The organism is Phocaeicola sp. RTP21359st1_B8_RTP21360_211022, assembly GCF_040911965.1.
In the GTDB taxonomy this organism is placed as follows: domain Bacteria; phylum Bacteroidota; class Bacteroidia; order Bacteroidales; family Bacteroidaceae; genus Phocaeicola; species Phocaeicola vulgatus.
On the sequence record NZ_JBDFXP010000013.1, the window covers coordinates 1 to 12,264 of the forward strand.

Here is a 12,264-nt window from a genome sequence, read left to right on the forward strand (position 1 = left end):
TATAGTAATTTTGTAACAAGTTATGGATGGAGCTCTTTTCAATTAGAATACAGCGCACTTTTCAATTAGTATCTACAGTCCGCTTTCTTCGCGCACTTTCCTTTCTTCCATCTGCGGAGTGATGAACGCTACGTGCGGATGGATATCGGGAAGGATGTTCAGGCGGGTCAGATAGGTGGAGTCTGTATGGCGGGGAACTCCGCATCCGCATTCTTTTTCGATGAGATGCAAGGAGGCATGCTTCATCCAATGGGTGAAGGGGATGCTGCGCAAGTAGTGTACGCTTTGTTTGCGGTCATTGCGGCGGCGTAACTCTTCATAGTCTTTTTCCTGCCTGCCGGTTTCACGCTGGAAGAAAATATGCTGTTTACGACCGTTCACATAGATGGCGGGAAGCTGGATGAAGTTGTCCAGGCTGTCGCTGAGCCGGGGAATCAGTATGACTGATTCGTTGGAGGGAATCTGTCTGGTAATGTCTACCTGCATGGACACTACCAGACTTTCTCCCATCCGGTAGAGCCGGGAGGAGGCGATGTAAATCGAACTGTCCCGTTCTGCCGGTTGCGCCGATGAGCAAAGCGCGGGAAAAATAAATGATATAAAATAGAATAAGTATTTCATGGCTCTTTAGTTAAATATGTAAACTATACTCAGGGATGCTCTGGAGGGGCCGAAATAGTGATAATGGCCTTTTTCCAGTAGCTCGGCACACACGTCGGGGCATTTATATTTCTTATAGTCGATATATTCATACCCTACACCGACGGAAACTTCTATATTCCAGTGGCGGTTGAGCATGATGTGGTATCCGTAGCTTATGCCTCCGCCTGCCAGCCAGCCTGCATACCGGTGCTCTTTCAGCCAGGGGAAGAGTCCGAAAGGCATCTTTTTCCCTCCTACGTTGAACTGCGCTCCGTTGAGATAGGCTCCCCAAAAACTGCCGTTGAATTTCTGGCAAGTCCAGTAGCGGTATTCCGGTTGTATGAGCCAATATTTGTTGACATATCCTTCCGTGCGTTTCCACGGGCGTATGCTGCCGGACAAATCGAATGTGGATTTGGGGCCGAAGGCATATTCCACACCGGCATTCAGCGCACCGTTGGCGGCGGAAAGCAGGTTGCTTTTGACAGCCGTTTTCTGTGCGGAAACGGAAAGGGCGCTGCCGAGCAGAAGACAAGAAAGGACATACCGGGTTTTCATGTTTTATTGTATATTGGTTTGGTTGGATTCAAAGAATATTTTTAGGTTATAGGTGGCTTCTTCCGAGCCTTCGGCTTTGGCGGCTTTCAGCAGGCGGATGCCTTCGTAGGTGTTGTTGCACAACAGCTCGTAGGCTCCACGGCAGTTCTTGTAGGCAAGCGTTTCATGGGAAGCCATTTGCAGATAGCGGCCGGCTGCCTGTGTGTTGCCCCGTTCGATGGCGGCGGCAGCGGCGTTGAGGTTGGCAACGGGGCTTGCCGGATATATCTTGACACAGATGTCTATGATTTTGTAGAACTGTTCCGGAGTGTTCTTGTAGCTGATGGCTACGGTGTAAAGCTCGCGTAACGAAAGCATCTGCGGATTGATTTCGGCTATGACACGCGCTTCGTCCAGACTGAAGTTCAGCTCTTTCTGGTTGCGCTCATCGGTGGCATCGCTTTCGGGAGATACATAGCTTCCCTTGAAATACGGTTTGGCGGAGGGTGCGGACGGAGCAGGGGAAACAGGACGGTGTTCCGGAACAACGGGGGCAGAGGGGGAGGAGGCTGCCATAGGAGCTTCCCGGTTCCTGTCCCGTTGGGGAACGAAATGATCTGTTGCTGTTGCTATATGGGGTGCTGTGTCCGGAATGGGGATATTTTCGCTTTGTACTTTCTCTCCGCTGCCGTTGATGACTTCCTTCTTGAGGTTCAGGGTGGCGAACTGTATCCAGTCGGCTGCCGGAAGGGAAGCACGGTAGTGGATAGTCTGATCGCTGTCTGTCAGGGGGATAGCGGTAAATACGGGAGTTACATCTGCCTTGCCTCTTCGTTTGTTGAGCGCCAGGGTACGGCGGTATAGCCGGTGTGCACGTTCTCCGTTGAGCAGGATTTGAGGGAGTTCTGCCGTGCGGGTTCCGTCTGTGAGGACAGGAGTGAGGCGGATATGGTTTTTGGTGTCCATTTGGGGAACATTGAAGGTCATTTTCATGGACACTGTGGCAGAGTCCTGTCCGAGAGTAACGGAAGGAGGCAGGATATCGAGTTTCAGGTTTTGTGCAGTGGCAAAGGTGCCGCATAATAAAAGACTGAATAGTATGTTTGTCTTGAGTTTCATGACTGATAGGGTATATTTGCTTTTATATTTATTGAATGAAATAAATGAATGATATGCCTAGCTGGGTAGGTCCGACATAGTTGGAGTGGGATTTCTCAATGAGTGCGTCTCCTTTGGCGGGACCGTATTTATCATAGGTGAGATGGGCGTATCCGACAGATATGCTTGCTTCAAGACTCCAGAATGTGCTGAGCAGCCATTGGTGTCCATAGGTAACGCCGCAACCTATCAGATTACCCTGATAACGGTTGTTCTTGACCGTAGTGAAAGGAGTGGTTCCACCGAAATTGTATTGGGCGAAATGGGCTTGCACCCCGAAAAAACTTCCTATGAATGTTTCATTGAGCCACCAACGGTATTCGGGCTGGATCAGAATGTGCTTCATTTTTTTGTTTTCTCCCAGATTCCAGGGATTATAGTTGACACTCAGATTGAATGAATGGGTGTCGTCACACCTTATTTCTCCTCCAAGGTTGAGAGTGCCGGTAAGGTCATAAAGAACATTGCTTTTTACAGCGATACTTTGAGCCGGGGCTATACGCGGAGTCATAACTGCTAGCATGATTGCTATTATAAATAAGTAAGAATGTCGCATTGTCAATATTTTTGTTTTGTTTTTTTCTGTTACTTTAGAAGTAACGGAAGGGGAGGAGGGAGGCGAAAAAACATGAAAACAGCAGTAAGATAAAGATTTAGTGGCTGTTAGAGAAGATAAAAGACCGGAAATGTGGCTTCACTCATATTGACAATCGGAGTATGGGTAGGGAGAGGTATATGCGGAATAAAAAAAAATTTTAAAATAAAAACGAAAAAAAAGTGTAGAAATCTTGCACTGTATTTAAAGTTTGTATACTTTTGCTTCCAAAATCTGTTCCGTTACTTCTAAAGTAACAGTCTTTTAATTTGTTGTTTTATAATGTAATGTGAAGTTTTAAAATTGATTATATAGAAATACTAATGTGATTAATTATTACTTTATTTGCTCTGTCTAATTCATCGTTTTTAAAGCTTTTCAAATAGGTTTCGGTCACCTTTGTGGAGGAGTGCCCCAGGGCATCACAAATCAATTGTTCCGAAAAGTGACAGTATTTAGCCAAAGTGGCCCAAGTGTGGCGGCTGGTGTAGGAACTGACGTTGAGTTTGATTCCGCAGTATACCGCCAGTTGTTTCAGGTCATAGTTCAGTTTCCGCAAGGCATGTTGGTATTCTGCATACTCTTCTTCGCTTTTCCGGTTTCCACTGAGAATGGGAAGCAGGTAGGGGGAGGCGGAGTCTGTATTTTGATACCGTTTGATAAGGTTCATGGCAGCGGGAGGAATCTCGACGGTGAGCAGGGCTCCTGTTTTGTGGCGGCGGTAGGAGATAACGGAATCTTGCAGGTCTGTTTTGCGTAGGTGTGCCAGATCCACAAAGGGCATTCCGCGTAACAGGAACATCAGGGTAATCCATGCCCGGCTCTCTTTCATGCTTTGCGGCAGGGGGCGTGGAAGGGAGGCGCTTAATAATTTGCTCATGTCTTTGGCATCGAGGGCACGTTTGGTATTGGCTTTTACGCCGGTATATACGTGACGGAAAAGACGGGGCTTTTCTTCCGCCAGACCATCGTCCACGGCTTTGTTGTAGATGCTTCGCAAGGTACGCATATAAGTGGAGACGGTGTTCCAGGTGCATCCCTTGTTGCGCAGGTGGTTCTCAAATTGTTTCAGGCGTGAACGTTCCATCTGGTTGAACCGGATGGCATCGGTCTTGCAGAAGAGCATGAAGGCGTTCAGGGTGCTTTGGTAGATGTGGGCGGTACTGAAACGCTCTTCTTCTTTTAGCGACCGGATAAGTTGTTTCATAAATAGGGTCAGGTTAGATTTCTTTTTCATTGTTCTTTTCGTTTTTAATGTTAGGTAATTCTGTTCCACAATACATTTCCGTTTAAAAGTTGAGTTTGCCCCCGTTTGTTCATCAGCTTTTTTTCTTTTTGTGATAGCTTGTGCTTTTTCTTCGCTTTTTGACGATTGGCGGAGGTCTTGTGAGTACGTCTTGTTGTTTTTTTCGTCTAACTGTAAATAATTTATATGAAAAGAATGAAAAATATCAGGCTAGGAACACTTGTCGCATGTATGTGCGTGTTATGGGGGTGCGAGAAACCCAATGTGAATATTGTGATGCCGCAGGAGGCGTCGAACCGGGTGCTGTTTGCAGGAGAACATTTGAAGAAAGCGCTGGAAGATGCGGGGTATTCGTCTGTTATGTTGTCGGATACTGCCGGTATGGATAAAGATGAGGTATGCATCCGTCTGGAACAGGCTGCTGATACTGCCGGACTGAAAAAGGAGGGGTTTACCATTTCTACCCGTGGAAACATGACTACGGTGACAGGAAACGACGGAAGCGGTGTGATTTACGGCTGTCGGGAATTGATAGATCATGTAGGGCAATACAAGGATTTGAAGTTTCCGGCACAGCTGACGGATGCTCCGGAAATGGTGCTTCGCGGAGGTTGTGTAGGGATTCAGAAAATGGAATACCTGCCCGGAAGAGGGGTGTATGAGTATCCCTATACGCCGGAGAGCTTCCCTTGGTTTTATGATAAGGAACAATGGATAAAATATCTGGATATGCTGGTGGAAAACCGCATGAATTCCTTGTATCTGTGGAACGGGCATCCGTTTGCTTCCTTGGTGAAGCTGGAAGAGTATCCTTTTGCCGTAGAGGTAGATGAGGAAACTTTCAAGAAAAATGAGGAAATGTTCTCGTTCCTGACTGCCGAAGCGGACAAACGCGGTATCTTTGTGATCCAGATGTTTTATAATATATTGTTAAGCAAGCCTTTTGCCGAGCATTACGGGTTGAAAACACAGGATCGTAACCGTCCTATTACTCCGCTGGTCAGTGATTATACACGTAAGTCGGTGGCCGCGTTTATAGAAAAATATCCCAATGTGGGTCTGCTGGTATGCTTGGGGGAAGCGATGGATACCTACGAGGATGATGTGGAGTGGTTTACCAAAACCATTATTCCGGGAGTGAAGGACGGACTGAAGGCACTGGGGCGTACGGACGAACCGCCCATTTTGCTGCGTGCGCACGATACGGACTGCAAGATGGTGATGGATGCGGCACTGCCGTTATACAAGAACCTCTATACCATGCATAAATACAATGGTGAGTCACTGACTACTTACGAACCGCGCGGACCTTGGTCCAAGATACACTCGGACTTGAGTGACTTGGGAAGTATTCATATCAGTAATGTGCATATTCTGGCAAACTTGGAACCGTGGCGTTGGGGATCTCCCGACTTTGTACAGAAGGCGGTGAATGCCATGCACAATGTACATGGAGCCAATGCCCTGCATCTGTATCCGCAGGCTTCTTATTGGGACTGGCCGTACACGGCTGATAAGTTGCCGGATGGCAAACGGGAGTATCAGTTGGACCGTGACTGGATATGGTACAAAACCTGGGGACGCTATGCATGGAACTGTCATCGGGACCGTTCATCCGAAGTGGAATATTGGGACAAGCAGTTGGGCGATTTTTATGGTACGACTCCTGCCGAAGCCGGAGATATTCTGGAAGCATACGAGCAGAGTGGAGAGATTGCTCCGAAGTTGCTCCGCCGTTTCGGTATCACGGAAGGTAACCGGCAGACTTTGTTGCTGGGTATGTTTATGAGTCAGTTGGTGAATCCTTATAAATATACTATCTATCCGGGATTTTATGAGAGTTGCGGGCCGGAAGGTGAGAAGCTGATAGAATATGTGGAAAAAGAATGGAAAAAACAGCCGCATGTGGGCGAATTGCCGCTGGATATTGTGGCGCAGGTGGTGGAACACGGTGACAAGGCGGTGGCGGCTATTGACAAGGCTGCCGCAGCGGTGACTCGTAATAAAGAGGAGTTCGGACGTTTGCAGAATGACATGCATTGCTATCGTGAATTTGCTTATGCCTTTAACCTGAAAGTGAAAGCTGCTCAGCGTGTCTTGAACTATCAGTGGGGAAAGGATCTGAATGAACTGGATGCCGCTATTCCATTGATGGAACAAAGTCTGGATCATTACCGCAAGCTGGTGGCATTGACGGATAGTACTTATTATTATGCCAACAGTATGCAGACCGCGCAACGCCGTATTCCTATCGGTGGTGACGGTGGCAAGAACAAGACCTGGAAAGAGATGCTGGTGCATTATGAAAATGAGCTGGCTAATTTCAAGGCGAACTTGCAGTTGCTGAAAGATAGGGCGGCAGGTAAGGTGACGGAAAGTGCAGCTGAGATAAAACCTTTGTCCGCCGCAAATGTGAAGATCCTGAACGGACTGGCTCCGGTGAAACTGGCGACGGGGGCAAGCCTGTTCTCCAATGTACCGGGCAAGGTGGATGCACTGGCCGCCGAGCTGGAAGGGCTGACTGCTTATAGAATGAACGGGGATGTGCAGCGCAAGGAAGGTACGACAATAGAGTTTGAAGCGGCTGCTCCGGTGAATTTGTTGGTAGGTTATTTCCGTGATGACCAGAAGAGGTATGCGAAAGCCCCGAAACTGGAAACGGACGCTTCTGCCAATGATTACGGTCAGGCGGAACCGAAACTGACCAATGCCATACGCATAGCGGGTATGCCGCTGGCGAATGTACACGCTTATCATTTTGAGGCCGGAAAGCATACCTTGTTGCTGCCGAAAGGATATACGATGGTGCTGGGATTTACAGACGCGCAGGTGACTCCGCGTAATGCGGGACTGGCCGGTGCGGAGGAAACGATGGACTGGATGTTCTATTAGTAGCCTTAATTCCAGAGGCCGGAATCGCAGTATGGCGTAAAATTTTCAAGTATATCTTGAGAATTTTACGCCATTTTTGTACATAGTTCTAAGATTTTTATAAGGAAAAGTTGCTTAACTGATAAACTTTTTCTATTTTTGTCGTATGAGCAGAAAGATAATAGCATACGAAAACTACTATAAAGATTTTTTTGATACTCTGGATAAAGGTACGCAAGAAAAAGTCCTATATGGATTACTCTTATTGAAGACTCAAGATAGACTACCGGCAAAGTATGTGAAGTTTCTTAAAGAGGGTCTGTATGAGTTAAGAATAGAGTGGCAAGGTAATATCTATAGGATTTTCTTCTGTTATGATGAAGGGCATATTGTTATATTGTTCAATGGCTTTCAAAAGAAGACGCAGAAAACACCAGATAGAGAAATTGATAAAGCATTAAAACTAAAGAAAGAATATTATGAGCGAAAAAGAACTAAAGATGTTTGATGTCGATGCACAGTTGGATGCTGTGTTTGGCAAAGAAGGGACTCCGGAGCGTAAGGCTGCCGAAGACAGGGCTAATGCTTTCTTTACCGGGCAAATAATTGAAGAGGCAAGGAAGAAAGCAAATATGACACAGGCGGAACTTGCCGAAAAGATAGGGACTAATAAGTCTTATATTTCCCGTGTGGAAACAGGAAAAACAGAGCCTAAGGTTTCTACCTTTTATCGTATTGCTTCTGCTTTGGGATTGAATGTTGAGCTGACCCCTGCTATGTGATGGTAAGAATAGAGAATGAGATAAAAGTTCTCTGAATGGGTACATTTTCTTCTTTTATCCGTCTTGCCAATAGATAAAAAAGATAATTATGAAGAAGATATTGATATTGGCATTTTTACTGTTGTCATTGGGAACATACGCCCAACGTGAAGTTCCGCAATCGCGCATGGAGCAGATTTATGAGGAAGCCAAGACTCCTTATAAATATGGGCTGGCTGTAGCTCCTGCCGACAACAAGCATAAAATAGACTGCCCTACCGTGTTCCGCGAAGGGGATAAGTGGTATATGACCTACGTGGTTTATAATGGTAAGAGCGGACTGGACGGGCGTGGATACGAGACATGGATAGCCGAAAGTGATAATCTGTTGGAATGGCGTACATTGGGACGTGTCTTGTCTTATCGTGACGGATTCTGGGATTGCAACCAGCGTGGTGGTTTCCCTGCATTGCCGGATATGGAGTGGGGAGGAAGCTATGCCCTGCAGACGTATAAAGGCAAGCATTGGATGACTTATCTGGGTGGGGAAGGGACCGGATATGAATCGGTGAACAAGCCGCTGTATATCGGTTTGGCCTGGACAGACCGGCCTTTGGGTTCCGCCCATGAGTGGCAGGCACAGGACAAGCCTGTGATGAGTATCCATGATAAAGACGCGCAATGGTGGGAAAAGCTGACCCAGTACAAAAGTGTGGTCTATTGGGATAAGGAGAAAACACTGGGCGCTCCTTTCGTCATGTTCTATAACGCGGCAGGACGGCATCCGGAAACCGATTTGAAAGCGGAACGGGTGGGTATCGCCTTGTCAAAGGATATGAAGAAGTGGAAACGCTATCCGGGCAATCCGGTCTTTGCACACGAGGCGGATGGAACCATCACGGGGGATGCGCATATCCAGAAAATGGGCGACGTGTATGTCATGTTCTACTTCTCGGCTTTTGAACCGAGCCGCAAATACAAGGCATTCAATACCTTTGCTGCCAGTTATGACCTGGTGCACTGGACCGATTGGAAAGGGGCGGATTTGATTATCCCTTCCAAAGACTATGATGAATTGTTCGCTCATAAAAGTTATGTGGTGAAACACAATGGGGTGGTGTATCATTTTTATTGTGCCGTGAATGACGCGGAACAACGTGGTATAGCCATTGCGACCAGCAAGCCGATGGGACGTTCGCAAGTGCATTTCCCGGAACGGGAGGTGAAGAACCGCCGGATGGTGATGGAACTGGATAAAGGATGGAAAACATGGCTTTGTGATAAAAGTGCATACGGGCAGGCGGACAATGCCCCTACAGTGGTGGATATCCCTCATAACTGGGACGATTATTACGGTTACCGCCAACTGACTCATGGCAATCTTCACGGTACTGCCATGTACGAAAAGATATTCACGCTGGATAATTCTCTATTTCCAATTTCCAATTCTTCATTCGGAAAACGTTATTTCCTTCGTTTTGAGGGAGTGGGAACGTATGCCACTGTTACATTGAATGGAAAGGATTTCGGCCGTCATCCCGTAGGGCGTACTACGTTGACACTGGATGTGACGGAGGCGTTGAAGCCGGGAGAGAACAGACTGGTGGTGAAAGCGGAGCATCCTGAAATGATAGCCGATATGCCTTGGGTATGCGGTGGTTGTTCTTCGGAATGGGGATTCAGTGAAGGTTCCCAGCCTTTGGGCATTTTCCGTCCCGTGGTGCTGGAGGCTACGGATGAAATACGCATCGAACCTTTCGGAGTGCATATCTGGAATGATGATAAGGCGGGAACTGTCTTTGTAGAAACGGAGGTGAAAAATTACGGGAAGACTGCCGAAACGGTGGAAGTGGTTAATAAATTCAGTAATGCGGATGGCAAGCAGGTGTTCCGCCTGACGGAGAAGGTGACTTTGCAGCCGGGTGAAAGGAAAGTGGTGAAGCAACAATCGCCGGTGCAGAATCCTGTCTTATGGAGTACGGAGAATCCTTATTTGTATAAACTGGCCAGTATGATAAAGCGTGGCAAGAGTACTACGGATGAGATTAGTACGCCCTTTGGTATCCGTACCGTCAGTTGGCCGGTGAAACGGAAGGACGGTGACGGACGGTTCTATCTGAACGGACAGCCTGTCTTTATCAATGGGGTATGTGAATATGAACACCAGTTCGGACAAAGCCATGCTTTCAGCCGTGAACAGGTGGCAGCCCGTGTGAAACAGATCCGTGCGGCGGGCTTCAACGCTTTCCGTGACGCTCACCAGCCCCATCACCTGGATTATCAGAAATATTGGGATAAGGAAGGGGTCTTGTGGTGGACTCAGTTCTCGGCCCATGTATGGTATGACACTCCGGAGTTTCGTGAGAATTTCAAGAAACTGCTCCGCCAGTGGGTGAAGGAACGCCGCAACTCGCCCAGTGTGGTGATGTGGGGATTGCAGAACGAAAGCACGCTGCCTAAGGAGTTTGCCGAGGAGTGTAGTGAGATTATCCGTGAAATGGATCCTACGGCGCGTACCATGCGTGTGATTACCACGTGTAACGGTGGTGATGGAACAGATTGGAATGTTATTCAGAACTGGAGTGGAACCTATGGTGGTGATGTGAATAAGTATGGCCGTGAATTGTCACAGAAGAACCAACTGCTGAATGGTGAGTATGGCGCATGGCGCAGCATCGGGTTGCATACCGAACCGGCTGCCTTTGACGCGAACGGCGTATGGAGCGAGGAACGTATGTGCCGGCTGATGGAAACCAAGATCCGATTGGCGGAACAGGCAAAGGACAGTGTGTGCGGACAATTCCAATGGATATTCAGCAGTCATGATAATCCGGGACGCCGCCAGCCGGATGAAGTGTATCGCCGGATAGATAAGGTGGGACCGTTTAATTATAAAGGACTGGTTACTCCGTGGGAAGAACCGCTGGATGTATATTATATGTATCGTGCCAACTATGTGCCGGCTTCCGAAGATCCGATGGTCTATCTGGCATCCCACACGTGGGAAGACCGTTTTGCAACAGGCCGCAGACGGGCTACCATTGAGGCTTATAGTAATTGTGACAGTGTGTTGCTGTACAATGATGCGGTGGATGCTGAATACTTGGGACGGAAACTGAATCATGGGGTAGGTACTCATTTTATGTGGGAAAACCGTGATATCCGTTACAATGTGATTCGTGCCGTGGGATACTTTAAAGGAAAACCGGCAGCGGAAGATGTATTGGTGTTGGACGGTTTGGAAAAAGCGCCTCATTTTGAGGCTCTTTACCGTGGTTCTGTTATAGTGCCTGTTGCTGCCGACCGGTTGAACGGAACTGATTTGTTGAAAGGAGCTGAGGGATATACGTATCTTTATCGTTTGAATTGCGGGGGAGATGCTTATACGGATACGTATGGTCAGGTCTGGGCGCAGGATAACAGCCGTTATTCTCATTCGTGGGCGGAATCGTTTATCCATCCGTCGGATAGTGTGCAGTTATTGAGCCCTTATCAGGCGAGCCAGCGTACCACGAATGATCCCATTCATGGCACTAGGGATTGGGAGCTGTTCCAGACTTTCCGTTTCGGACGCCATAAACTGAATTTCCGCTTTCCCGTTCCGGATGGCGAGTATCGTGTGGAACTTTATTTTACAGAGCCCTGGCATGGTACGGGAGGCGGCGTACAGACGGATTGTGAAGGCTTGCGTATTTTTGATGTAGCGGTAAATGATAAAGTGCTTCTGGATGACTTGGATGTATGGGCTGAAGCGGGGCATGACGGCGCTTGCAAAAAGGTGGTGAATGCTGTTGTGAAAGGTGGGGTCTTGAAGATTGATTTTCCGGAGGTGAAAGCGGGGCAAGCTCTGATTTGTGGCATTGCGATAGCTTCGGCCGCTTCTGTGGAGCCTGTTGCTAATCAAGGGGCTGATGACCGGAATGTAAGTTTCAGCTGGGCTGCCCAAGACAAGGATGTGATGGAAAAGACTCCCAAAGAATTATTGCCTGAAGATAAAAATGCCCGTGCCAATGTGACTTATCAAGCCGAGGACGCTATGTTGAAAGGCAAGTTTATAAAGAAAGAGGTCAAGAAACAAACCGGTGTCTTCTTTGGTAAAGGTGAGAAAAGCAGTATTACCTGGAATATCTCTACCGGTCTGGCACAGGTCTATGCCCTTCGTTTTAAATACATGAACGCTACGGGGAAGCCTATGAAGGTGCGTATGCAGTTCATCGACTCCAAAGGGGTGGTACTGAAGGAGGATCATCTGACTTTTGCCGAAACTCCCGGAAAGTGGCGTATGCTGAGTACAACGACGGGTACATATATCAATGCAGGTTATTATAAGGTGGTGCTTTCCGCTCCGGATATGGAGGGGCTGGCACTGGATGCGCTGGATGTGCAATAGGAGGAATGGTTTCTGCAAATAGTAAGGGGAAAGTTTCAGCATTTGGCATTTTTACATATCTTTG

The 12,264-nt window shown here is 47.7% G+C and carries 8 protein-coding genes and 1 pseudogene; 4 read left to right on the forward strand and 5 right to left on the reverse strand.

Going from position 1 to position 12,264, the window contains the following annotated elements; genetic code table 11:
• Positions 1-78: 78 nt before the first annotated feature.
• The 5 genes and pseudogenes from AB5062_RS08400 to AB5062_RS08420 all read right to left on the reverse strand — a co-directional run.
• Positions 79-621: pseudogene (locus AB5062_RS08400) on the reverse strand (DUF3868 domain-containing protein); the annotation flags it as partial.
• Between the two features lie 6 nt (positions 622-627).
• The gene (locus AB5062_RS08405; protein ID WP_117677853.1) at positions 628-1,200 is read right to left on the reverse strand and encodes a DUF3575 domain-containing protein; all 573 of its coding nucleotides are present in this window, start codon (positions 1,198-1,200) and stop codon (positions 628-630) included.
• Positions 1,201-1,203: 3 nt separating this feature from the next.
• Positions 1,204-2,298, reverse strand: coding sequence for a DUF3868 domain-containing protein (locus AB5062_RS08410; RefSeq protein WP_117833649.1), 1,095 nt, complete (start codon positions 2,296-2,298; stop codon positions 1,204-1,206).
• A gap of 28 nt (positions 2,299-2,326) precedes the next feature.
• Complete coding sequence (locus tag AB5062_RS08415; protein ID WP_008782141.1) at positions 2,327-2,893, reverse strand: DUF3575 domain-containing protein; 567 nt, start codon at positions 2,891-2,893, stop codon at positions 2,327-2,329.
• A gap of 346 nt (positions 2,894-3,239) precedes the next feature.
• The gene (locus AB5062_RS08420) at positions 3,240-4,169 is read right to left on the reverse strand and encodes a site-specific integrase (protein WP_032944938.1); all 930 of its coding nucleotides are present in this window, start codon (positions 4,167-4,169) and stop codon (positions 3,240-3,242) included.
• A gap of 204 nt (positions 4,170-4,373) precedes the next feature.
• Here AB5062_RS08420 and AB5062_RS08425 point away from each other — a divergent pair, with 204 nt between their 5' ends.
• The 4 genes from AB5062_RS08425 (at position 4,374) to AB5062_RS08440 (ending at position 12,200) form a co-directional block, all read left to right on the forward strand.
• Entirely contained in the window at positions 4,374-7,070 is a 2,697-nt protein-coding gene (locus AB5062_RS08425; RefSeq protein WP_368326872.1) for a glycoside hydrolase family 20 zincin-like fold domain-containing protein, read from the forward strand.
• A gap of 145 nt (positions 7,071-7,215) precedes the next feature.
• Positions 7,216-7,557, forward strand: coding sequence for a type II toxin-antitoxin system RelE/ParE family toxin (locus AB5062_RS08430; RefSeq protein ID WP_008668591.1), 342 nt, complete (start codon positions 7,216-7,218; stop codon positions 7,555-7,557).
• A complete protein-coding gene (locus AB5062_RS08435) occupies positions 7,529-7,831 on the forward strand; it encodes a helix-turn-helix domain-containing protein (protein ID WP_008668589.1) in 303 nt (100 codons plus the stop codon). Before AB5062_RS08430 ends, AB5062_RS08435 begins: the two co-directional genes overlap by 29 nt.
• 88 nt (positions 7,832-7,919) lie before the next feature.
• Positions 7,920-12,200 (forward strand): malectin domain-containing carbohydrate-binding protein, encoded by a 4,281-nt coding sequence (locus tag AB5062_RS08440; RefSeq protein WP_117700256.1) that lies wholly within the window; start codon positions 7,920-7,922, stop codon positions 12,198-12,200.
• The last annotated feature ends 64 nt before the right edge of the window (positions 12,201-12,264 follow it).

Excerpts from the sequence above, each read along its gene's own strand:
- AB5062_RS08430 (WP_008668591.1), top strand. The coding sequence starts at position 7,216 with ATGAGCAGAAAGATAATAGCATACGAAAACTACTATAAAGATTTTTTT.
- AB5062_RS08405 (WP_117677853.1), bottom strand. The coding sequence starts at position 1,200 with ATGAAAACCCGGTATGTCCTTTCTTGTCTTCTGCTCGGCAGCGCCCTT.
- AB5062_RS08410 (WP_117833649.1), bottom strand. The coding sequence starts at position 2,298 with ATGAAACTCAAGACAAACATACTATTCAGTCTTTTATTATGCGGCACC.
- AB5062_RS08440 (WP_117700256.1), top strand. The coding sequence starts at position 7,920 with ATGAAGAAGATATTGATATTGGCATTTTTACTGTTGTCATTGGGAACA.
- AB5062_RS08415 (WP_008782141.1), bottom strand. The coding sequence starts at position 2,893 with ATGCGACATTCTTACTTATTTATAATAGCAATCATGCTAGCAGTTATG.
- AB5062_RS08435 (WP_008668589.1), top strand. The coding sequence starts at position 7,529 with ATGAGCGAAAAAGAACTAAAGATGTTTGATGTCGATGCACAGTTGGAT.
- AB5062_RS08420 (WP_032944938.1), bottom strand. The coding sequence starts at position 4,169 with ATGAAAAAGAAATCTAACCTGACCCTATTTATGAAACAACTTATCCGG.
- AB5062_RS08425 (WP_368326872.1), top strand. The coding sequence starts at position 4,374 with ATGAAAAATATCAGGCTAGGAACACTTGTCGCATGTATGTGCGTGTTA.